The sequence below is a fragment of the Pusillimonas sp. genome (genome assembly GCF_035515275.1).
GTDB lineage: Bacteria > Pseudomonadota > Gammaproteobacteria > Burkholderiales > Burkholderiaceae_B > Pusillimonas.
In genome coordinates this window covers 1-21,801 of record NZ_DATJBQ010000069.1, presented here as the reverse complement: position 1 = coordinate 21,801, position 21,801 = coordinate 1, and the positions used below count along the sequence as shown (strand labels likewise).

Sequence of the window (21,801 nt, the reverse complement as noted above, 5' to 3'; positions counted from 1 at the left end):
GATGATATAACATCCAGCCTCGACCCACGTTCCAGTATCAACCGGCCATGGTCATCCATGGCAAGATAGAGTCATGCAGGACAACAACATTTACGATGCGATCATTATCGGTGCGGGCGCAGCCGGTTCCTCGTGCACCGTGTGGCTTGCGCGGCTGGGCTTTTCGCCGCTGCTGATCGAAGCGGGCCCGCAAGTAGGCGGTCTGTGCCTTGTGCATCCCTTCGCCGACGATTGGAACGCCTCATTGCCTGCACATACGGGCCCGCAAGTGGCCCAGAATTTCGCCGTAAGCCTTCAGCGTGCCAAGGTGCCCGTGTTGCTGTCGCAGCCGGTAACAGCGGTAGAAACCGATGGCAGCCATGGTTTCGCGGTTACCACCCGCAGCGGGCCCCCCCGGCGCGGTCGTTATCTGGTGCTGGCCACGGGTACGCGCGCCCGCGGCCTGCAAGATGCGCAGCCGGGTCACGCGGTACCAACAGGCAGCCGCGAGCGTCCGTATCCTGGTGTTTTGGTGGGGCCGGGCGACCATGTCGTGGCTGAAGATTTTGCGGGCCGGCGGGTGGCCGTGCTGGGCGGCGGCGACAATGGCTTTGAGAACGCCTTGTATGCCAAGGAGCACGGGGCGGCACAGGTGCACCTATACGCCCGCAATATACGGGCCCAACATCAGTTCGTACAGCGCATGCCTGCCGAGCAGGTCTTTCAGGGCGATTACACGGTAGACCCGCAGGCGCGTAGCGTCAACGGCTGCGCCTACGACCTGATTCTGGTGTTCTACGGTTGGGAGCCCAGCGTGCCGTTTGCCCACAACCTGAGCCTGGCGCGCTGCGAACGCGGATACCTCAAAACTGACATGGCCACTGCCCAAACCAGTTTCGAAGGCGTTTATGCCATTGGCGAGGTGGCGCATCGGCTTCACCCTTGCGTGGTCACCGGCATGGCCGACGGCGTTACCGCCGCCAAGGCGATTCAGGCGCGAATCGAATCAGGGTCGCATCCATCGCGCTAGGTGCGCGCTACACCCCCGGCCACATCAAGCCTGAACCGCTTCGCGCTCTGCCTGTGCATTCATTACCGGAATATTCAATCGTTCAACCAACCGCCCACAGTGCTCATGCGCGTCGGCAATGATCTTTTCCTGATCCACCCGCGTTGCGCGGCCCTTTTGATACACGATCTGTCCATCAACCATGGTCAGGGTGACGTCGCGGCCTGAGGCGCAGTACACCAGGTTGGCCACCGGATTGAAGCAGGGCGTCATGTGGGCGCCGGCTAGCGAAACCACGGCGATATCGGCGAGTTTTCCGGCCTGAAGGCTACCTGCATCGATGCCGGCCAGTTGGGCGCCGCCGCGAGTAGCCAGCTCGAACGCTTCTTCGGCATAGGTGGCTTCGGGCTCAAGCGTATGCAAGCGCTGCACGTATACCATTTGCCGCATGATCTGGAACATGTCCATCAGGTGACCGGCCGCGCCGTCGGCGCCTAAGCCGATCGTGACGCCCGCCTTGCGCATATCGCGTAAACGTATGGCCCCCGAGGCCAGGTATTCGTTGGACATGGGGTTATGCGCCACACTGCACTGCGCGTTGCCGCAGGCTTCGACCTCGGCGTCGTCCAGCCAGATGGCATGGGCGAACGAGGCATGGGGATCGAGCAAGCCTTGACGGTCCATCCACGTAAACGGGCGTACGCCATAAGCTTTCTGGTAAATGTCGGGGTCAACGCTTGCTTCGGAACAATGGGTTTGCCAGGGCACCTTAAATTCGCGGGCCATGTCCACCAAGCCACGGACCAGCTCCTGGTCGTTGTATATGACGTTGATGGGAGACGGCCAGATCTGGATGCGATCGCTGCGCCATTCGGTCAGGCATTCGCGCATGCTGTCGATTTCGTGGCGGGTCGAGTTTTGAAACAGCATCGGGCTTAAGTGATTGTCGCGGGCAATATCGGTAAACGGCCCGAATACGCCTCGTGCTATGGCGCCCCTTAATCCCATATCGTGCAATGCTTGCGCCACCTGTAGGGTGGTGTCGACGTCGTTGGGGGCGTAGTGGTTGTCAATAAGGGTGGTGGTGCCCGACGACATGGCCTCTAGCGCTGCCACCCGTATGGCGGCAATGGCTTCTACAGGGCGGATTCCGGCCGCTAGCGGCAGCATGAACTCGCCCAGCCATTGCCATAAGGCCATGCCATCGCCAAGGCCTCTGCCGGCCAGCTGGAATAAATGGTTGTGGCTGTCGATCAGGCCGGGAATCACCACTTGGCCTGAGCAGTCGATCATGCTGCCGGCCTGCCAACTGCCAAGTTCGGCTCGGCTGCCGACAGCGACGATACGGTTCTCTTGTACAGCGACGGTGCCGTCCTGGATGACACGACGCTCGTCATCCATCGTAACGACCACACCCCCGCTAAGCAAAATATCACACTGTTGCTTCATAGTTTCGATCCAGTAAGGTCGGTAGCGGGCTCGGGTGCACCGGCGGGTACCAGGGTGGTTTGGTCGGGCGTAGCAGGCTCATTATCAAGCAGTTGCACGGCGCTTTTGTCGATGCCGTTAAAGAACAGGTTCAACACAATTGCTGCAATGGCGGTAAGCAGCACGCCGCTATTAAGAAAGGGCTGAAGGAACTCGGGTGCAGCGCTGAAAAATTTTGGGGAGATCATGGGTATCAGGCCCACGCCCATACTGATGGCGAAGATGAACAGGTTGTGCCTATTACCTCTGAAGTCCACCTCTTGCAATATGCAAACGCCCGAGGCGGCCACCATCCCGAACATGATAAGCGCTGCACCGCCCAATACGTACTGGGGGATCACGGCCACCACGTGCGCCATTTTAGGAAACAACGCCAGGGCGATCAGAATGACTGCCGCCGTCACACAGACCCATCGGCTGCGAACGCCGGTGATGCCCACCAGCCCAATGTTCTGTGCGTACGAGGTATAGGGAAACGTATTGAAGACGCCACCGATAATTGCGCCGGCGGCGTCGGTGCGCAGGCCCCGCTTGAAGTCGTCGGTGCTTAATCGGCGGTTAAGAATGATTGAAAGCGAAAAGAACAGGCCGATGGATTCGATCATGGTAATGATTACCACCAGGGCCATGGTCAATGCCGCGCTCCAGCTGAATACCGGGTATCCAAAATGAAACGGCCTGACCATGCGTATCCACGGCTCGTCGCCTACACCGGCAAAGCTGACCTCGCCCATCGCCATGGTAAGCAGCATGCCGGCCGCCAGACCGATCAAAATAGACAGGGTGCTGAAGAAACCACGGCCGAACCGGGCCACCAGCAACGTGACCACCACCACAATGGCGGCTGTTCCAAGATACATCGGAGCGCCGAAGTCTTCGGCTCCGTAGCCCCCGCCTGCCCAGATAATGGCCACACTGAACAAGCCGGTGCCCAGGGACGCCAGAGTGGTACCCGTGACCAAGGGCGGAAACAGCCACAACAACTTAATGACAACCGGCACGATCAATAGGCCGATGACCCCGGCCATAATGATGGCCCCGTACAGCCCGGGCAAGCCCATGTCGGGCATGAGACCGATGGCGATCATCGGCGCGATGCCTGCGTACGAAATGCCCATCATTACGGGCAGCCGTATACCCATCCATTTTCCGACGCCAAAGGCTTGTAGAAAAGACACAATGCCGCAGCAAAGCAGGTCGGCACTGATCAACAGGGCAATTTCTTCGGTGGACAGGCCTAGTGCCCCGCCCACGATCAGCGGCACGGTTACCGCGCCTGCGTACATGATCAGTACGTGTTGCAGGCCCAGCGTAAACATTCTTCCCACGGGAAGAATCGTGTCCACCCCGTTTTCTTGCATGGTGCGTTGTTTCACTTTATGTCTCCAGAATGCCGGGATGTTCCCGTTCTTTTTTGTCTGTATTGAACAACGGTTGCGTCACAAGCGCCAAAGTTTACGCAGTTGAGCCCTCCGGCACATGGGCGTAGGTAAAAAATGGTTTCAGGACGCTTGCGAGCTGATGAGGCGCTTCGAGTGGTACGACGTGCCCGCAGTCCTCTATGCACTCCAGTCGCGCGTTGGGCAGGGCGGCCGCCATGTCGCGCATCACCTTTTCGCGAACAAAGCTGCGCTTGCCGTGTATCAGCAACGTGGGCAAATTCAGTTCGGGAAGCAATGACCATAAATCGTCGTTGCGAAACGGCCATGTTTTAAAGAAGTAATCGTCGTGTTGCCGCTGCCAGTCTCCGTTTTGGCCATGGCGAACAGACTGCCTCGCCCACAGTGCCAATAGGGCGTCGGGGGCGGCCGGATTGGCCTGGCGCTCCCAGGCAATGACGTCCTCAATGTGTTCAAAGGCCTGAGGCCGTGTGTGGACGGCATTCTCGTCTTGTTCGAAGCTGGGTTCGACATCGATGATGGCCAGTCGGCGCACGGAATCCGGGTTGGCATGGGAATATTGCATTGCAATCAACGCGCCCCACGATGCCCCTGCCAGATCCACCGGCTGGGGCAAACATTCGATAACGGCGGCCAGATCAAGCAGATGGTCGGCGCTGCGATATTGCCTGGAGGCCGAGCGTGTGCTCAGCCCGTGTCCGCGCAAATCCAATGCAATGACGCGTCGATTCCGGGCAAGCTCCTGTGCCACGTCATGCCACAGCCATGCCCCGCCCGTTACTCCGTGCAAAAGCAGTATGGGGGGGCCGTCATTTCCGTGACCCCATTCCAGAGCGTGGATTTCACCCTCGCCGGTTCGAAAATACAAATGCCTGAGAGCGGTACTTTCAACGGTATGCGTCATGCCGGCTCCTTGCTGAAGCAAAGTTCGCCAAGCCAGCGACGATACTCGACGGTGACGACATCGGCGTCACGGACCGGGCGTTCGCGCTCGTTGGGCGGCGCACCCCTCAGATGGATCCAGACGGGCCGTTGCGACTCGATAATGGGTTTGTCTTGCGCCAGCACCTCGGCTTCGAAGTCCATGAAGAATGCATCGTGTTCGGGCCCGGTGCCGAAATCGCGCGCTTGCCACCAAAAGCTGCGTGTCGTTGTTTCGTCCACCGGGCTGGCGGCCATGAACAACACATACCGCTTTCCGTTAGGAAAGGTGCGCTTCAGATGCACGGTATGGGGCATGGTGACGTGGTATTCATTGACCGGCTCGTACCAGTCTTCGGTCAGGCCGAGCAGTTGTTTTTTTAATCCGGCCCCAGGTTCTTTAACACCGCTGCGGTCGAATCGCAGCACATGGCCTTCGCGCCAGACTTCCACCGCGTCTACGCGGGGGTTTGAGCGGCTGCCGATGGTGCCGTCGTGCACGTAGGCAAAATGGCTGAAGTCGACAAAGTTTTCCAGCCGGCGTGGGGCACTGGTTTTCCAGTCGTAGGTTTCACCTTGAAGCACACGATACTCGGGGTCGTTGAGTTCCGGAAACTTCGGTGCCGGAAACTCGGGCTGTTCCAGACAAACCCACACCATTCCAGCCGACTCGGTGGTTTCGTATGTGTTGACCGAAGCATTCAGGCTCTGGGTCAGCTCTTCGCGCGCAGGGGTTAATACACAGCGGCCCTCATGGTTGAAGCGCCACCCGTGGTAAGCACATTCGATCGTGTTGTCGACAATGGCGCCCAACGAAAGATTGGCCCCTTTGTGCGGGCAACGCGAGTCCATGGCCTGCGCCTTGCCATTGAGCCGCGCAATAACCAGATGGCGTCCCAGTAACGTGGCACTGATCGGTTTGTCGAGCAGGTCGGCGCTATAGGCCACAGGGTGCCAAAAACGTCGTAACGTTTCATACATGGGGTTGGGGGGCAAATCGGTTGCCATCGGCATGACCCGGTCCTCCTATAGAAAGTATGCGCCGCCGTTAACCAGCAAGCTTTGTCCGGTAATGAAATCTGAGCCTTCGTCCAACAGGAATAGCGCTGCGCCCACCATGTCTTTAGGGGTCTGGGTGCGCTGCAGACAACGTCCGGCCACGGTACGTACGTCGGCTTGCGTGCCTTGCCTGGCTTCGATGTCGGCATCGGGAATCAAATCAGGGCACAAGGTATTGACTTGTATGTTGTGCGCGCCCACTTCGCGCGCCATCGAGCGTGAAAGCCCAATGATCGCCGCCTTTGAGGATACATAGTGCAAAAAGTTAGGAACCCCTTTGTAGGGTGTGTTGGAGGAAATGTTGACGATTTTTCCTGACCCTTGTTTTTGCATTTGTGGCACCACGGCTTTGCAGCATTGCCACAGGCCGCGCACGTTGATGGCAAAGCAGCGGTCCCATTCGTCGGCGGGAATGTCCATGAACGAGCCGAAGGTGCAGTTTCTAAAAAAGCCGGCGTTGTTGATGATGCCGTCGATGCGTCCGTAAGCATCGATCGCCGACTGCGCCATCGCCTGGGTCGAGGCTTCGTCAGCGACATCGACCTGTACGGCGATGGCATTTGCCCCTTGGCTTTTGTACTGGTCGGCCTGTGCCGACAGATCGCCCAAGTCGGCCATGACCAGGTTGGCGCCTTTCTGGATAAGCGCGTCGCAATATGCCATGCCGATTTGTCCGCCGGCGCCTGTCACAATCACCGTTTTACCTTTGAAGGTCTGCCCCATTTGAGTCTGCTCCTGAATTATCGTTATAAGAACGCGCGGGCCTTTGGTGCTCCGTCGTTTTCCGGCCATTTAACCGCAGCAAATTAGTAAGTACAATTCGATTTATCTTATTAATTTTTAAGAAATTCTTATATATTGGCGAGCCATGAACGTCACCATCCGGCAGTTGCGCGCATTTGTTGCTGTTGCAGAGCACGGGCAATACACACGTGCAGCGGCGCATATCCACATCACTCAGGCTGCGCTAAGCATGTTGATACGCGACCTGGAGCATGAAGTGGGTGTCAAGGTGTTTAACCGCCATACCCGCATGGTCGAGCTGACGGACGCCGGCCGAGAGCTTTTGGGCATGGCCCGCCGCGTGCTGGGCGATATTCAGACCACGGTGGAGCAAGCCGGCGATTATGCTGCTTACCGACGCGGCCGGGTTACGGTGGCCAGCGGAACCGTGCTGTCGGCGATACTGATCACCCCGTTCATGCGGCAGTTCTACGACCGCTATCCGGGCATCAAGCTGCAACTGCGTGACGTCGCCGAACAGGATATCTATCAGTCGATACTTAACGACGACGTGGATATGGGCGTAGGAACCAAGCTCGATTCACATGACGAAATCCAGGAAACTCCTTTATTTGCTGACCACTATGTGGCTGTGTTGCACAAGGACAATCCTTTGGGTAAACGTAAAACCGTGCCGTGGGCCCAGTTATGCAAGGAACCCTTCATTGCCCTATCGCGCAGCAGCCCGTTAAGACAAGACATTGACCGACACCTTGCCTTGCTAAAGCTTCGGCCCAACAAAATACACGAGGCTTCGTTTCATACCACGGTGTTGGCCATGGTGCGTAATCGGCTGGGCTCGTCGATACTCCCCACAAACTCGCAGTACGTGCCGGGGGCATCGGGCTTGGTGTTTCGTCCCATGGGAACGCCTGTGCTGCGTCGTCAAACCTGTGTGTTTCAACTGAGCCGCCGGGCGCTTTCTCCGGCGGCTCAGTTATTTCGAGAAGAGTTGCGTGGGTATATAGCGCAGTCGCAGGCGACGCAGGGGGTTTAGCTCCGGCCAGGCGCGGCCGGGGCTATTCCACTGACAGCACGCACTCGGTATGCGCAGGGGCGGCAAGTACTGCGTCGAACATGCGCAGCTCGTCACGCCGGAACACATGAATGCTCACGCTCTGGCCCGGCTGATAGCCGGCCAGCAGTTGCTCCAGGTTCGCGTCACGCGTAACACGCAGGCCGTTCACCGCCACCACGATATCGCCTGCCGAAAGCCCCGCCTTGTGCCCGACGCCGCCTTCGTACACGGTGGCAAGCTGCACTTCGCTTTGCACCGTGCGCGTGCGTACATCGAGTGTGGGCTTGTCGGAAGCCGCTTTCCAGCTTAACGAGATACCTTGCGATGCCAGCAAAGCTTCCAGTGGCACGTCTTCGGTGCCGTAGGCGTAGCGAGCGATGAAATCTGCAGCATCGACCCCCGTGGCTTCAAGTACCAGCCCGGGCATTGCGTCTTCTTGCAGGCCTTTGCCGTCGCCTTGGTAGAACTCGCGACCATAGCGTGCCCACATCAGGCGCATGACGTCGTCCAGCGACTGTTCGCCTTCGCTTTCGCGACGGATCAGCATGTCGAGCCCAGCCGCAACCAGCGAGCCTTTGGCGTAGTAGCTGACCAGCGCGTTGGGTGAGTTCTCGTCTTGTTTGTAGTAACGCGTCCAGGCGTCGAACGAGCTCTCGGCCACAGACTGCTTGTAGCGGCCTCCGCCGCGCTGCACGGCCGAAATGGTTTTGGCCAGGCGAGCCAGGTAGGCTTTTTGGGAGATGACACCCGAGCGCATCAGCATCAGGTCGTCGTAGTACGACGTGAAGCCTTCAAAGACCCAAAGCAATTGGGTGTGATTTTCGCGCGACAGATCGTAAGGTGCGAACACCGCGGGCTTGATTCGCTTGACGTTCCAGGTGTGGAAGTACTCGTGGCTGACCAGGCCCAGGAAGTTCTCGTAGGCATCGCCGGCGTCGGCGCGTCCGACGGTGGGCAGGTCGAGGCGCGAGGCCATGAGTGCGGTCGATGCGCGATGCTCAAGCCCGCCGTAGCCGTCGCCCACTACCATGGTCATGAATACATAGCGATCGGACGAATCAAGAAACGGCGCCTTCAGGGTGTCGGGCTCGAACAGGGCGATCTGGGCTTCGCATATTTTTTTAACGTCGGCGGTAATGCGCTTTAGGTCAAGGTTGGGCAATACGCCGGTAAACACCAGCTCGTGTTCGGCACCGTGGGCGGTGAAGCGCGCCACCTGAGGCGTGCCCATTTCTACTGGATGGTCGATCAGGGCGTCGTAGTTGGGGGCGCAGTACAGGCCGAAGCCGTGCCGTTTTGCGGCTGCCGCACGGCCCTTTGCAGCCGGAAGGCTGGTGTATACCTTCCAGTTGCGGGCGTGTGCGGGCGGATGCAAGTGCAGCAGGCAGGGCGCTTGTTCGTGGCCGGTGGGCAATAGAAACACGCTGGTGCCGTTGAAGAACGCGTGCGTTTCGTCAAGGTGGGCGCCGCGCACGGAAAGATCCCAGGCATAAACGGTGTACTCAATCTGCAGGGCCCCCGAGCAAGGGTCGCACTGCCAGCTATGGTTGCCGGTTTTTCGCACGGCAACAGGCTTGCTGCCGCTACGCGCGTTGATCGTTTCAATCTGGCGCGAAAAGTCGCGTACCAAATAGCTTCCTGGAATCCAGGCGGGCAGGGTCAGTTCTTGGCCGGCGGGGTTGGGCAGGGCAATGCGCAGTTCAACACGGAAGCGATGCCCGGCAGGGTCGACGGGCGTTAGGCTGTAAAGTATGGGTTCTATTTTCATCCTCTTATATTACTGTGCAGGAGACGGCATGACCGAACCACTGGTAAAGATCGAAACCCACGGAAGGGTGGGTCTTATTACCCTGAATCGACCCAAGGTACTGAACGCGTTGAACAATCAGGTGGTTGACGAGCTGGCGGCGGCCTTGCGGGCGTTTGATGCCGACGACGGCATTGGCGCCATTGTGCTGACCGGTGGCGAAAAGGCCTTTGCTGCCGGTGCCGACATTGCCGCCATGAAAGACTGGTCGTATGCCGACGTCTATAAGCAAGATTATCTGGGGCACAACTGGGAATCGCTGCGTCGCATTCGCAAACCCATTATTGCCGCCGTGTCAGGTTATGCGTTGGGCGGTGGGTGCGAGCTTGCCATGCAGTGCGACTTCATTATCGCTGCCGACAATGCTCGTTTTGGTCAGCCGGAAATCAATCTGGGCATTATTCCGGGTTTTGGCGGCACGCAGCGCCTGCCGCGTGCCGTGGGCAAAGCCAAGGCCATGGACATGGTGCTGACCGCCCGCATGATCAACGCCGAAGAGGCCGAACGTGCGGGCCTGGTGTCGCGGGTGGTGGCGGCCGACCGGTTGCTGGACGAAGCGCTAGAAGTGGCCGGGGTCATTGCTTCAAAGTCGTTGGTGTCTGTCATGATGGCCAAGGAGTGCATCAACCGGGCCTACGAGATGCCGCTTGATCAGGGAATGTTGGCCGAGCGCCGCAATTTCCACGCCTTGTTTTCGACCGAAGACCAGAAAGAGGGCATGGCGGCGTTTATCGAAAAACGCGAGGCAAACTTCAAGCATCGCTGATGCCCGATGCCGAAGTTGCCGCCAAGGGTGTGCTTAATACCCCCCCCAGCCGGCGGCTTCGGTGTTCGCGACGCAGCATCGCGCCGCGTGTCGTGGTCCCGCGTTGCAGTACTCGCTGCCATTGCAAAAGCCATGGCCTGCGCGCCTTTCCAGCATATTTCCCGCCGCAGGCAAGCGATTCGAGCAATGTTCGGGGCAGTGTTGTTTGCCCACCTGACAATTTGCTTACTGACAAAAAATAAAGTTATACTCTACGAGTTTGACGCAACACGCATAAGTGGCCTTTATGGGCAAAACTACTGCCCCGGCGGGCAAAGCCGAACAAGTCGCCATCGTGCTTAGCGACGCTGATCGCGAGCGGCTGCGGTACAAGGCAGGCAAAGGTCTGCTTCATGCCTTGGCAGCGCAGGCCTTTATGGGTTTGCTGGCGGCGTTGGTTTCGTGGCTGGTGGCTGGTGTTGCTGCGGGTGTTTCGGCCCTTATCGGGGCGGGCGCCTACTTTATACCCAATGCGCTTTTTGCCATGCGGCTGCTCATGGGGTTGATAAGCGCCAAGCAGGCCAGTGCGTTCACCTTTTTTGTGGGTGAATTCATCAAGCTGGGTTCGGCGGTGCTGCTTTTGGCATTGGCCGCGTATTTGGGTCACGAGTGGTTGGTATGGCCGGCCCTGGTGTTTGGGTTGGTATGCGTGTTAAAGGGTTATGTGCTGTTGCTGGCGTTTCGCCGCTTGCCGTAACTTGTAGGTCGTAGGGCTAAAAATTTTCGGGCGCGGCGTTTTTTATCGGCGCGTCTTTGTTATCAGTTTACAGGGTAGGGTTCCAATGGCTGCTGCTAGCAACGCGTCATCGCCACAGTCTGAGTATATTCAGCATCACTTGGTTCACTTGAATAGTCTGGGCGAAAAGCAGTCTGCAATCGCCGACTTCAACGTCATCAACTACGACTCGCTCTTCTGGTCCGTTTTCATGGGCCTGATCGTTATATTCGTGTTGTGGCGTGCCGCCAAGTCGGCCACTGCCGGTGTGCCGGGCCGTTTTCAAATGGGTGTTGAAATGCTGGTCGGCATGGTTGCCGACGAGGCCAAGTCCATTATCCCCAGCGAGGCCAGTCGTCGTTTCGTTGCCCCCCTGGCGCTTACCATTTTCCTGTGGGTCGTTCTCATGAACGTCCTCGACCTGGTCCCCGTCGACCTGCTCGGCTGGATCTTCATTCAATTGGGTCTGGCCACCGAACACGGCGACCCTCTTTACTATCACCGCATTCTTCCGACGGCCGACCTGAACGTGCCCATGGGCATGTCCCTGGGTGTGCTTGTTCTTACCATCTGGTACGGCATCAAGATCAAAGGCGGCGGCGGCTTCGTCAAAGGCCTGTTTACCGCCCCCTTCCACGCAAGTGGTCCCGTCGGTCTGTTACTGGTTCCCTTCAATCTGCTTTTGAACCTCATGGAGTACGCCGCCAAAACGGTGTCGCTGGGAATGCGGTTGTTCGGCAACATGTTTGCCGGCGAATTGCTATTCATGCTTATCGCCCTGCTGGGCGGTGCATGGGCCGGATTTAATGGTACAAGCCTTGGCTTGGGTATCGGTCACGTGCTGGCAGGGTCGGTGTGGGCTATTTTCCACATCCTCATCGTCCTGTTGCAGGCTTATATCTTCATGATGCTTTCCCTCGTATATGTGGGTCTGGCTCACGAAGACCATTGATCAAATTCCGGTCCGGGGGTGGTGTTCGTCTCGGCCGGGGCGCAAGGTTTTCTTGCAAAGAAGCTTTCTTTTTTGACTTTTTGATTACCAGGTTTTTAACCAAGGAGTTGTTATGACCAACGTTGCTTTCGTTGCTCTGGCTTGCGGTCTTATTGTTGGATTGGGTGCATTCGGCGCCAGTATCGGTATCGCTCTCATGGGTGGCAAGTACCTCGAAGCTTCGGCTCGTCAGCCCGAGCTGATGAACGCCCTGCAAACCAAGATGTTCCTGCTGGCCGGCCTGATCGACGCGGCGTTCCTGATCGGCGTTGGTATTGCCATGCTGTTCGCCTTCGCCAACCCCTTCGTCGGATAAGCGAAAATCCTGCATTCGGCAGGTAAGCAGTCGTTGCGGTGCCTCGTGTGCGGGGCGCTGACAACGGCTTGGACATAGTGTCAGGCAGCCCGGCTGTGTGGCACAGGTGGTGTTAAAGGGAAACGACCGTGAATTTAAACGCGACTCTCTTTTTTCAGATGATCGTGTTTTTCGTATTGGGCTGGTTTACGATGAAATTCGTATGGCCTCCACTGACGAAAGCAATGGACGATCGCCGTCAGAAGATCGCCGACGGCCTAGCGGCCGCCGACAAGGGCAAGGCCGACCTTGCCCAGGCACAAGCGCGCATCAATGTGATCGAAGCTGCGGCCAAAACTGAAAATCATTCTCGCATGCTCGAGGCCGAGAAGCAGGCCGCCGGCATTATCGACGAGGCTCGCCGCGAAGCCGAGGCCGAGAAGGCTCGTATTCTTGCGCAAGCCAAGCAAGATGCCGCCCAAGAGGTTCAGCGTGCTCGCGACGGTCTTCGTGCCGACGTGGCTGTTCTGGCCGTCAAGGGCGCCGAGCAGATTCTCCAGCGCGAGGTCGATGCGCAAGCACACGCCGAGCTGTTGAACCAGCTCAAGGCACAACTGTAATCATCAGGGCAGGCAATGGCTGAACTATCGACTATCGCAAGACCCTACGCCGAAGCGCTGTTTCAGGCGGCCCAGAGCGAAGGTGCAAATCTGGAGTCCTGGTCCGAGCTGCTTTCCGGGCTCGCCGCATTGACACAGCTACACGACGTACGCGAGGCGCTTACCGATCCGCGCCTGAACAACGCACAACGTTTTGATCTGTTTACAGGGCTGGTCAAAACTCCCGTTTCGGCAACGGCTCGCAACTTCATCGAATTGCTGATCGAGAACGACCGCATGCTGGTTCTGCCCGAAATTGCCCAGCAGTTCGACCTACTGAAGAACAAGCTCGAAGGCACTGCGCTTGCCGAGATCACCAGTGCTTTTGCGTTGTCCGACGCTCAGGTCCAGGATCTCGTCGCCGCTCTCGAGAAGAAATTCGGCCTCAAACTCAAGCCGGTCGTCAGCGTTGACCCCGATCTTATCGGTGGGGTGCGCGTGGTGGTCGGCGACCAAGTACTCGATACTTCTGTGCGGGCCCGGCTGGTCCGCATGCGCGATACGCTGGCCGCCTAAGGCGAGCCGGTCAACAGGATTCCAGGAGTCTGAACATGCAACTTAACCCGTCAGAGATCAGCGAGCTGCTCAAAAGCCGCATCGAAGGCTTGGGCGCGTCTACCGACGTACGTACACAAGGCACGGTCGTTTCCGTGACCGACGGCATTACCCGCATCCACGGCTTGTCAGACGTGATGCAGGGCGAAATGCTTGAATTCCCCAACAACGTATTCGGCCTTGCGCTCAACCTCGAGCGCGATTCCGTCGGCGCCGTTATTTTGGGCGACTACACCGGCGTTTCCGAAGGCGATACGGTTAAAACCACCGGCCGCATTCTGGAAGTGCCCGTGGGTCCCGAGCTTCGCGGTCGCGTTGTCGACGCGCTGGGTGCGCCTATCGACGGCAAAGGCCCGATCAACGCCAAAGAAACCGACATTATCGAAAAAGTCGCTCCTGGTGTTATTGCCCGTCAGTCGGTCGACCAACCGCTGCAAACCGGTACCAAGGCGATCGACTCGATGGTGCCAATCGGCCGTGGTCAGCGCGAGCTTATCATTGGCGATCGTCAAACCGGTAAAACCGCTGTTGCCGTCGACACCATCATCAGCCAGAAAGGCAAGAACGTTACCTGCGTGTACGTCGCTATCGGCCAGAAGGCGTCTACCATCAGCAACGTGGTACGCAAGCTCGAAGAGCACGGCGCCCTCGAGTACACCATTGTGGTCGCTGCCGCAGCGTCCGATTCGGCCGCCATGCAGTATTTGTCGGCCTACTCGGGCTGCACCATGGGCGAGTACTTCCGCGATCGCGGCGAAGACGCCCTTATCGTGTACGACGACCTGACCAAGCAGGCCTGGGCTTATCGTCAAGTGTCGCTGCTGCTGCGCCGTCCTCCCGGCCGTGAAGCCTACCCCGGCGACGTGTTCTACCTGCACTCGCGCCTGCTCGAGCGCGCAGCCCGTGTCAACGCCGACTACGTCGAGAAGTTCACCAACGGCGCCGTCAAGGGCAAAACGGGCTCGCTTACCGCGCTGCCCATCATCGAAACGCAAGCCGGCGACGTGTCCGCTTTCGTTCCGACCAACGTCATTTCCATTACCGATGGTCAGATCTTCCTCGAGTCCGACCTGTTCAACGCTGGTGTGCGTCCCGCCATCAACGCCGGTATTTCGGTGTCGCGTGTGGGTGGCTCGGCTCAGACCAAAGTCATCAAGAAGCTGTCGGGTGGTATTCGTACCGACTTGGCCCAATACCGCGAACTTGCGGCGTTTGCCCAGTTTGCCTCCGACCTCGACGACGCCACCCGCCGTCAGCTCGAGCGCGGCAAACGCGTGGTGGAACTGCTCAAGCAGCCTCAGTATCAGCCCTTGCAGGTCTGGGAGCTTGCTGTCTCGCTGTTCAGCGTCACCAAAGGCTATCTCGACGACCTCGAAGTCGAACAGATTCTGCCTTTCGAGAAAGCGCTGAAAGACTCGCTCAAGTCCAAGAACGAGGCACTGGTGCAGCGTATTGAAGACAAGAAAGAGCTCTCCAAAGAAGACGAGGCCGAGCTCTCGGCAGCCATTGAAGAATTCAAAAAGCACGGTGCTTTTTAAGTTTGACTGGCGAGGTCTTCCGGGGCGTTTGCTCTGGAAGTCCGAAGGTAATGCGAGCCGGCCCATGTGTCGGCTCGCGACAAAGCCCTGACAGGAAGTGCAATGGCCGGAATCAAGGAAATTCGAACCAAGATCAAGAGCGTGCAAAACACGCGCAAGATCACCAAAGCCATGGAGATGGTGGCGGCTTCTAAAATGCGCAAGGCGCAGGAAAGAATGCGTGCCGGCCGTCCCTATGCAACCAAGGTGCGCGATATTGCGGCTCACCTCATGCAGGCTCATCCCGACTATCACCATGCATACATGGTCGAGCGCAAAGAGATCAAAGCGGTCGGGGTCGTGCTTATCACTACCGATAAGGGTCTGTGTGGCGGCCTGAACACCAACATCACGCGTCTTGCGCTGTCTCGCCTCAAAGAGTTCGAGCAGCAAGGCATCAAGGTGCAGGCTACGGCGCTGGGCAACAAGGGTCTGAGCTTTCTTACCCGCATCGGCGCCGACCTGGTCTCGCAAGAGGTTCAGCTGGGCGACACACCCAACCTCGAACGCCTTATCGGCGCCATCAAGGTCCAGCTCGACGATTTCGTCGACGGCAAGATCGACGCGGTGTATTTGGCCACCAACCGTTTCGTCAACACCATGAAGCAAGACCCCAGCTTCATTCGCCTGTTGCCCTTGCCTAGCGGCCTGAAAGACCCCTTCCAGTCCGACAGCGGGCAAGTCGAAGGCGAAAGCCGCGCCAAGTCGCAGTACGGATGGGACTACATCTACGAGCCCGACGCAAAGTCTGTTATTGACGACCTGCTGTTGCGCTACGTCGAGGGTTTGGTGTATCAGGCCGTGGCAGAGAACATGGCGTCCGAGCAGTCGGCACGCATGGTGGCCATGAAGGCCGCTTCGGACAACGCCAAAAAGATCATCGGCGATCTTGAACTGGTCTACAACAAGACCCGTCAGGCTGCCATTACCAAAGAAATTTCAGAAATCGTCGGGGGCGCTGCCGCTGTCTAAACATAGACAGAAAGGCATCCCGTCAAGATATTTAGCAAGGACTAAACATGAGCAACGGTACCATCGTTCAGTGCATCGGCGCCGTGGTGGATATTCAGTTCCCCCGCGACAACATCCCCAACATCTACGACGCGCTCAAGCTATCGACGACAGCTCGAAGTTTGCCGAAGCCGGCATCACCTTCGAAGTGCAGCAACAGCTTGGCGACGGCATTGTCCGTACCATTGCCATGGGTTCCTCCGACGGTCTGCGTCGCGGCATGGCCGTGGCTAACACCGGCGCTCCCATTTCGGTGCCGGTGGGTGTTGGCACCCTGGGCCGCATCATGGACGTGCTCGGTCGCCCCATCGACGAGCGCGGCCCCATCCAGAGCGACGAAGTTCGTGCCATTCACCAAGATGCGCCCAAGTTCGACGAGCTTTCGCCTTCGGTCGAATTGCTCGAGACCGGCATCAAGGTCATTGACCTGGTCTGCCCGTTCGCCAAAGGCGGTAAGGTTGGCCTCTTCGGCGGCGCCGGCGTGGGTAAAACGGTCAACATGCTCGAACTCATCAACAACATCGCCAAGGCCCACAGCGGTCTGTCGGTGTTTGCAGGGGTGGGCGAGCGTACCCGTGAAGGTAACGACTTCTACCACGAAATGGCCGAAGCCGGTGTTATTCAGCTCGACAACCTGCCCGAATCGAAAGTGGCCATGGTGTTCGGCCAGATGAACGAACCTCCCGGCAACCGTCTGCGTGTGGCACTTTCGGGCCTGACCATGGCCGAGAAGTTCCGCGACGAAGGCCGCGACATCCTGTTCTTCGTTGATAACATCTACCGCTATACGCTGGCCGGTACGGAAGTGTCCGCACTGCTGGGCCGTATGCCTTCGGCGGTGGGTTACCAGCCCACGCTGGCCGAAGAAATGGGCAAGCTGCAAGAGCGCATTACTTCCACAAAGACTGGTTCCATTACGTCGATTCAGGCCGTTTACGTTCCTGCCGACGACTTGACCGACCCGTCGCCTGCCACCACTTTCCAGCACTTGGACTCGACCGTCGTGCTGTCGCGTGACATCGCCGCCCTGGGTATCTACCCGGCCGTCGATCCGCTCGACTCCACCAGCCGTCAGCTCGACCCGCAAGTTGTGGGCGAAGAGCACTACGCCGTGGCCCGTGGCGTGCAGCAAACCCTGCAGCGCTACAAAGAGCTGCGCGACATTATCGCCATTTTGGGCATGGACGAACTTTCGCCCGAAGACAAACAGGCGGTCGCTCGTGCTCGCAAGATCCAGCGCTTCCTGTCCCAGCCGTTCCACGTGGCCGAAGTGTTTACCGGTTCGCCCGGCAAGTACGTGCCGCTGTCCGAAACGCTGCGTGGCTTCAAGATGATCGTCGACGGCGAGTGCGATGCACTGCCCGAGCAGGCCTTCTACATGGTCGGCTCCATCGACGAAGCCTTCGAGAAAGCCAAGTCACTCTAATAGGGATCAGTTATGGCCAACCTGCATGTTGACGTCGTCAGCGCCGAAGAGTCGATTTTCTCCGGAGAAGCGAAATTCGTCGTGCTGCCTGGCGAGTCGGGCGAGCTGGGCATCTTGCCCGGCCATACGCCGCTTATTTCACGCATTCGGCCGGGCACCGTTAAGATTGCGCTAGCCGATAGCGGTGAAGAAGTCAGCGTGTTCGTCGCCGGAGGCATCCTCGAGGTGCAGCCGGGTGGCGTAACCGTATTGTCCGACACGGCCATCCGCGCCGAAGACCTGGACGAAGCCAAGGCTCTTCAGGCGCGCGAGCGCGCTGAAGAAGCCCTGCGCAACGCCAAAGACAAGCAAGATATCGCCGTGGTCGAGGCCGAACTTGCCATGTTGGCGGCTCAGGTCGCTGCGGCTCGCAAGCTGACAAAATTGCGTCGCTAGTTGTATCGTCAGGGCCGTGGCATCGCCTGCGGCCCTGATGCTTTCTCCTCCCCCTGCATAGTGTGCCCGCATCGGCACCGCGTTCGTGCCCTGTTGCGGCCTATCGCCGCCCGCCCTTTGAGCCTGGCTCTGCACGTTTGACTTCCACCCCGTTTTGTCAGGTTGCCTGGCTCCATCCACGCTTGGATCAGTTCGGGCACTCGTCAGGCCAGGGCATAGTATCGTCGGCTTGTCCAGCCTCGTTTAAGTACTTCCCGAGTCAATGGTAATGCCCATTGTTGAGCACTTTCAGCATGCTTAAGCTGTCCCCACTTTATCGTCCAGAGCGTCACAAGAAGGGGGTAACCATGAGGGAACGACTCGATTGCGCCATGATCTCTACCGACTGCACCTACGAATGGATGAGCCCTTGGTCCGGTCGGCATTGGGCGGGCAAGCTTTATTTTCATAGCCCAATTCCCAGTATCGACGCCGGCCGTGCCGCCGCCAGCCAATACCTGGTCGACAGCGCCATGCTGCTCAGGCGTTACGATGTGTGCCTGATACCCGTCAGCGAGACCAACCTTGGGTGGGCGCGTACCAGCTTGCTGGCGGCTCGGGGGCGCCTTAACACCCCGGTGGTCGCGTTGGTGGGCAAGCTCAAGGCTGCGGCCCTTAACGACCTATATGAACTTGGCCTTAACGATTTCATCCGCGAACCACTGTGCCCTGAAGAGCTTCGGGTACGCATAGAACGCCTGCTCGATGAGCGACGGCTGCCCTTGCGTCAAGCCGGCGGGGCGGCAATGCCTTTTCCTGCCGTGGCTGAAACCGCCGGCACGTATCGCACAGCCCAAGCGCAGGGCGGCTTCGAGGAAAGCGCGTTGTGCTCGTCTATACTTGAGCGTACCGGGCTCGAGCTTGACGCTTATGCCGCCGCAACGGCGTCGCGCAGCGCAACCTCACGCGAGTCGTTTCGAGCCGCCAAAAGCAAGATCATCGAGCGCTTCGAAACCGCATACATCAAGGCGGCCCTGGGGCGGCATTCGGGCAATATTGCCATGGCTGCCCGCTCAGCCCAAAAGCATCGTCGCGCGTTCTGGGCCCTAATGCGCAAGTACGATATTGACGCCGCTCCGTATCGGTCCGAGTCGCCCCCTAAACCATTTGCCGACGGGTAAAATGACCCGCATATTTTTTCAAGGATAGCCGTGTCGTCCCCCACTTTAAAAAACGATGTCTTTCTGCGTGCGCTAATGCGCGAGCCTGTGCCTTACACGCCGTTATGGCTTATGCGCCAGGCCGGACGCTACCTGCCCGAATACAACGAAACCCGCGCAAAAGCCGGTTCGTTTCTGAAGCTGGCGCAGAACCCCGAATACGCGTGCGAGGTTACGCTGCAGCCCCTGCGTCGTTTCGACCTTGACGCGTCGATTTTGTTCTCTGACATTCTTACCATTCCTCATGCCATGGGCCTGGGGCTTGATTTCGTCCATGGCGAAGGCCCCAAGTTTTCGCGGCCAGTGCGAACCGAGCAAGACGTCGCCAACCTGGCCGTGCCCGACATGGCCGAGCTTCAGTATGTATTTGATGCCGTATCACTTATCCGTAAAGAGCTCGACGGTAAAGTGCCGCTTATCGGCTTTGCGGGTAGCCCCTGGACCATCGGTTGCTATATGGTCGAAGGCCAGGGCTCCAGCGATTACCGTCTGATCAAGACCATGCTGTATTCGCGCCCCGATCTTCTGCACCATATGCTTAACATCAACGCGCAGGCCACCATCCGTTACCTTAATGCGCAGATACAGGCCGGCGCGCAAGCCGTCATGATCTTCGACAGCTGGGGCGGCGTACTGCCCGACACCCTGTTCCAGCAATTTTCGCTGGCGTACACAAAGCAAGTGGTGCAAGGCCTGACACGCGAGCACCAGGGCCGTCAGGTGCCGGTAATCGTGTTTACCAAGGGCGGGGGCCTCTGGCTCGAAGACATCGCCGCCTGTGGCTGTAACGCCGTCGGCCTCGACTGGACAGTCAGTCTGGCTCAGGCGCGCCGCCGCACGCAAGACAAGGTTGCCTTGCAGGGCAATATCGACCCCATGGCCTTGTTCGGTGGCGAGGCGGCCATTCGAACCGAAGCGCGTCGGGTCATCGACGATTTCGGCACCGTCGGCCAAGGCGGACACGTCTTTAATCTGGGTCACGGAATCTCGCAATTTACGCCGCCCGAGGCGGTGGCCACGCTGGTTGACGAGGTTCATGCATATAGCCGTTCGAAGCATTGACTTTTTGCATTGAACAATTGCCAAGCGCCCGTAACCACGGGCGCTTGGCCTAAGTTGTACACAAGTTATATGGCTTTGCAGCAAAGGGCGCCATAGTTAAGATACAGTCTTCATGCTCTTCGTATCTTATTGTTTTTAAAAGGTAATTCCGCTGTTTTCTGGCGCGATCCGCCCATTGCATGTACTGCCTCATTGACTTTTCCCAAGTTGTGGGTCTGCTTCTCCCCAAAGTTATCCACAGCCTTGTATCCGCCAAACGGCTAATGCCCGGCCCTGAATCGTTTGCGCGCAACACATAACAAATTACTTTAAGTATTAATGACCTCAACCCCGCCTACTGTGTCACCAGAGCCGTTCCGCAGTCAGGGCGGCTCCGAGCGATTTTGGCTGCGGGTTGCCCTTGATGTGCCCTTGCCGGGTTTATTCGATTACTACGCCAATCATCCGGTACAGGTGGGGGTCAGGGTCATTGTTCCGTTTGGTCGCCGAACTTTAATCGGTGTCGTCGCCCAGGTGGCTGAAAGCCCGTCGTTTGCAGCCGAGTCGGTCAAACAGGTCGAGCAAGTGCTCGACGACCTGCCCCCTATGCCTGAAGACTGGATGCGGCTTGCCCGATTCGCGGCACAATACTATCAGCGCCCTTTGGGTGAAGTTCTGCTGCCAACGTTGCCTGCGGGTTTGCGCAAGGTGGCGGCCTATCAGGGCAAGCGCTCGGCAGGCGGGCCCGTCATGCGCAGCGACGCCCGCCGCAGCGCTGCAGCCAGGGCCGTGCCGGCCACGCCTGCACCGGTCTTGAACGCCGACCAAGAAACGGCCGCCCAAGCTATTTGCCATTTAAGCGGATACAAAACCGTTTTGCTGCATGGTGTAACCGGAAGCGGCAAGACCGAGGTCTACCTGCGCGCCGCACAGCACGCCTTGGCCAACGGCAGGCAGGTGCTATTCATGGTGCCTGAAATCAACCTTACGCCGCAGTTGGAAAGGTCGTTGCGATCACGCCTGGCCGCTATTGCCGAGCCCGAAGCATTGGCCGTGCTGCATAGCGGCCTGGCTGATGGCGAGCGCTTGCGCGCCTGGTTGCGTGTGCAGCGGGGCCAGGCCCGGATACTGCTTGGAACCCGGCTGTCCATATTCACGCCCATGCCCGACCTGGGTCTGATCATTGTCGACGAAGAGCACGACACCTCGTACAAGCAGCAAGACGGTTTGCGTTACTCGGCACGCGATCTGGCTGTGTGGCGCGCCCACGATCTTGATATTCCCGTGGTGTTGGGCTCGGCCACGCCGTCGCTTGAGTCATGGCAGCACGCCCAGAATGGCAACTATCTGAAGCTGGGCCTGCCGGCACGGGCGCGCGACACCGAGTTGCCGGTCATTCGCCTGGTCGATACACGGCGGCTTGCGATGCAAGAGGGTTTGTCGCCCCATCTACTTACTGCCATGCAAGAGCGTTTGGCGCGTGGCGAGCAGTGTCTGGTGTTCTTGAACCGGCGCGGCTATGCGCCGGTGCTTACTTGCTCTTCTTGCGGATGGGTCAGCCAGTGCACGCGCTGCACCGCCTATACCGTGCTGCATCGAGCCGGAGCGGGGCGAAACAACCTGCATTG

20 protein-coding genes and 1 pseudogene are annotated in these 21,801 nt (G+C 58.6%); 15 read left to right on the top strand and 6 right to left on the bottom strand.

The features are described from left to right. Positions 1–73 precede the first annotated feature (73 nt). Positions 74–1,009, top strand: coding sequence for an NAD(P)/FAD-dependent oxidoreductase (locus VL003_RS05250; RefSeq protein ID WP_325440282.1), 936 nt, complete (start codon positions 74–76; stop codon positions 1,007–1,009). 24 nt (positions 1,010–1,033) lie between these two features. On the opposite strand, the gene VL003_RS05245 is transcribed toward VL003_RS05250, so the two are convergent. From VL003_RS05245 to VL003_RS05225, 5 genes are all read right to left on the bottom strand, one after another. Further along, positions 1,034–2,437: an amidohydrolase family protein gene (locus tag VL003_RS05245; protein ID WP_325440280.1), complete on the bottom strand. Its 1,404-nt coding sequence runs from the start codon at positions 2,435–2,437 to the stop codon at positions 1,034–1,036. Beyond that, positions 2,434–3,852, bottom strand: coding sequence for a nucleobase:cation symporter-2 family protein (locus VL003_RS05240; protein ID WP_325440277.1), 1,419 nt, complete (start codon positions 3,850–3,852; stop codon positions 2,434–2,436). The genes VL003_RS05245 and VL003_RS05240 overlap by 4 nt, the downstream gene beginning before the upstream one ends. A gap of 79 nt (positions 3,853–3,931) precedes the next feature. Further along, entirely contained in the window at positions 3,932–4,780 is an 849-nt protein-coding gene (locus VL003_RS05235; protein WP_325440275.1) for an alpha/beta fold hydrolase, read from the bottom strand. After that, positions 4,777–5,811, bottom strand: coding sequence for an aromatic ring-hydroxylating dioxygenase subunit alpha (locus tag VL003_RS05230; protein WP_325440273.1), 1,035 nt, complete (start codon positions 5,809–5,811; stop codon positions 4,777–4,779). The genes VL003_RS05235 and VL003_RS05230 overlap by 4 nt, the downstream gene beginning before the upstream one ends. A gap of 12 nt (positions 5,812–5,823) precedes the next feature. Beyond that, the gene (locus VL003_RS05225) at positions 5,824–6,579 is read right to left on the bottom strand and encodes an SDR family NAD(P)-dependent oxidoreductase (protein ID WP_325440271.1); all 756 of its coding nucleotides are present in this window, start codon (positions 6,577–6,579) and stop codon (positions 5,824–5,826) included. Between the two features lie 145 nt (positions 6,580–6,724). Here VL003_RS05225 and VL003_RS05220 point away from each other — a divergent pair, with 145 nt between their 5' ends. Then, on the top strand, positions 6,725–7,636 hold the full coding sequence (locus VL003_RS05220) for a LysR family transcriptional regulator (protein WP_325440269.1): 912 nt from the start codon (positions 6,725–6,727) through the stop codon (positions 7,634–7,636). Between the two features lie 22 nt (positions 7,637–7,658). Here the strand turns inward: VL003_RS05220 and VL003_RS05215 are convergent, their stop codons facing one another. Continuing rightward, positions 7,659–9,425: a M61 family metallopeptidase gene (locus VL003_RS05215; protein ID WP_325440267.1), complete on the bottom strand. Its 1,767-nt coding sequence runs from the start codon at positions 9,423–9,425 to the stop codon at positions 7,659–7,661. A 28-nt stretch (positions 9,426–9,453) separates the two neighbouring features. On the opposite strand from VL003_RS05215, the gene VL003_RS05210 reads away from it, so the two are divergent. The 13 genes and pseudogenes from VL003_RS05210 to priA all read left to right on the top strand — a co-directional run. Further along, the gene (locus tag VL003_RS05210) at positions 9,454–10,230 is read left to right on the top strand and encodes an enoyl-CoA hydratase (protein ID WP_325440265.1); all 777 of its coding nucleotides are present in this window, start codon (positions 9,454–9,456) and stop codon (positions 10,228–10,230) included. A 286-nt stretch (positions 10,231–10,516) separates the two neighbouring features. Next, positions 10,517–10,966: an ATP synthase subunit I gene (locus VL003_RS05205; protein ID WP_325440263.1), complete on the top strand. Its 450-nt coding sequence runs from the start codon at positions 10,517–10,519 to the stop codon at positions 10,964–10,966. A gap of 85 nt (positions 10,967–11,051) precedes the next feature. After that, complete coding sequence (gene atpB, locus VL003_RS05200; RefSeq protein ID WP_325440261.1) at positions 11,052–11,936, top strand: F0F1 ATP synthase subunit A; 885 nt, start codon at positions 11,052–11,054, stop codon at positions 11,934–11,936. Positions 11,937–12,048: 112 nt separating this feature from the next. Next, positions 12,049–12,291, top strand: coding sequence for a F0F1 ATP synthase subunit C (atpE, locus tag VL003_RS05195; RefSeq protein WP_093969799.1), 243 nt, complete (start codon positions 12,049–12,051; stop codon positions 12,289–12,291). 128 nt (positions 12,292–12,419) lie between these two features. Beyond that, entirely contained in the window at positions 12,420–12,890 is a 471-nt protein-coding gene (locus tag VL003_RS05190; protein ID WP_325440256.1) for a F0F1 ATP synthase subunit B, read from the top strand. Between the two features lie 15 nt (positions 12,891–12,905). Further along, entirely contained in the window at positions 12,906–13,445 is a 540-nt protein-coding gene (locus VL003_RS05185; protein WP_325440254.1) for a F0F1 ATP synthase subunit delta, read from the top strand. Positions 13,446–13,480: 35 nt separating this feature from the next. Continuing rightward, a complete protein-coding gene (gene atpA / locus VL003_RS05180; RefSeq protein WP_325440252.1) occupies positions 13,481–15,022 on the top strand; it encodes a F0F1 ATP synthase subunit alpha in 1,542 nt (513 codons plus the stop codon). A 102-nt stretch (positions 15,023–15,124) separates the two neighbouring features. After that, entirely contained in the window at positions 15,125–16,033 is a 909-nt protein-coding gene (gene atpG / locus VL003_RS05175; RefSeq protein WP_325440250.1) for a F0F1 ATP synthase subunit gamma, read from the top strand. A gap of 47 nt (positions 16,034–16,080) precedes the next feature. After that, positions 16,081–17,498 (top strand): annotated as a pseudogene (gene atpD / locus VL003_RS05170) (F0F1 ATP synthase subunit beta). Positions 17,499–17,510: 12 nt separating this feature from the next. After that, complete coding sequence (locus VL003_RS05165) at positions 17,511–17,933, top strand: F0F1 ATP synthase subunit epsilon (protein ID WP_325440249.1); 423 nt, start codon at positions 17,511–17,513, stop codon at positions 17,931–17,933. A gap of 347 nt (positions 17,934–18,280) precedes the next feature. Beyond that, positions 18,281–19,093 carry a response regulator gene (locus tag VL003_RS05160; protein ID WP_325440248.1) on the top strand — a complete coding sequence of 271 codons (813 nt, stop codon included), beginning with the start codon at positions 18,281–18,283 and terminating at the stop codon, positions 19,091–19,093. A 30-nt stretch (positions 19,094–19,123) separates the two neighbouring features. Then, entirely contained in the window at positions 19,124–20,194 is a 1,071-nt protein-coding gene (gene hemE / locus VL003_RS05155) for a uroporphyrinogen decarboxylase (RefSeq protein ID WP_325440246.1), read from the top strand. A 318-nt stretch (positions 20,195–20,512) separates the two neighbouring features. Then, positions 20,513–21,801: replication restart helicase PriA (gene priA / locus VL003_RS05150; RefSeq protein ID WP_325440244.1), on the top strand; the 1,289-nt coding region annotated here is incomplete at its 3' end.

Bases quoted from the DNA above. Each gene is read 5' to 3' on its own strand.
- VL003_RS05250 (WP_325440282.1), top strand. From the start codon at position 74: ATGCAGGACAACAACATTTACGATGCGATCATTATCGGTGCGGGCGCA.
- VL003_RS05245 (WP_325440280.1), bottom strand. From the start codon at position 2,437: ATGAAGCAACAGTGTGATATTTTGCTTAGCGGGGGTGTGGTCGTTACG.
- VL003_RS05235 (WP_325440275.1), bottom strand. From the start codon at position 4,780: ATGACGCATACCGTTGAAAGTACCGCTCTCAGGCATTTGTATTTTCGA.
- VL003_RS05230 (WP_325440273.1), bottom strand. From the start codon at position 5,811: ATGCCGATGGCAACCGATTTGCCCCCCAACCCCATGTATGAAACGTTA.
- VL003_RS05225 (WP_325440271.1), bottom strand. From the start codon at position 6,579: ATGGGGCAGACCTTCAAAGGTAAAACGGTGATTGTGACAGGCGCCGGC.
- VL003_RS05220 (WP_325440269.1), top strand. From the start codon at position 6,725: ATGAACGTCACCATCCGGCAGTTGCGCGCATTTGTTGCTGTTGCAGAG.
- VL003_RS05215 (WP_325440267.1), bottom strand. From the start codon at position 9,425: ATGAAAATAGAACCCATACTTTACAGCCTAACGCCCGTCGACCCTGCC.
- VL003_RS05210 (WP_325440265.1), top strand. From the start codon at position 9,454: ATGACCGAACCACTGGTAAAGATCGAAACCCACGGAAGGGTGGGTCTT.
- VL003_RS05205 (WP_325440263.1), top strand. From the start codon at position 10,517: ATGGGCAAAACTACTGCCCCGGCGGGCAAAGCCGAACAAGTCGCCATC.
- atpB (WP_325440261.1), top strand. From the start codon at position 11,052: ATGGCTGCTGCTAGCAACGCGTCATCGCCACAGTCTGAGTATATTCAG.
- atpE (WP_093969799.1), top strand. From the start codon at position 12,049: ATGACCAACGTTGCTTTCGTTGCTCTGGCTTGCGGTCTTATTGTTGGA.
- VL003_RS05185 (WP_325440254.1), top strand. From the start codon at position 12,906: ATGGCTGAACTATCGACTATCGCAAGACCCTACGCCGAAGCGCTGTTT.
- atpA (WP_325440252.1), top strand. From the start codon at position 13,481: ATGCAACTTAACCCGTCAGAGATCAGCGAGCTGCTCAAAAGCCGCATC.
- atpG (WP_325440250.1), top strand. From the start codon at position 15,125: ATGGCCGGAATCAAGGAAATTCGAACCAAGATCAAGAGCGTGCAAAAC.
- VL003_RS05165 (WP_325440249.1), top strand. From the start codon at position 17,511: ATGGCCAACCTGCATGTTGACGTCGTCAGCGCCGAAGAGTCGATTTTC.
- VL003_RS05160 (WP_325440248.1), top strand. From the start codon at position 18,281: ATGAGGGAACGACTCGATTGCGCCATGATCTCTACCGACTGCACCTAC.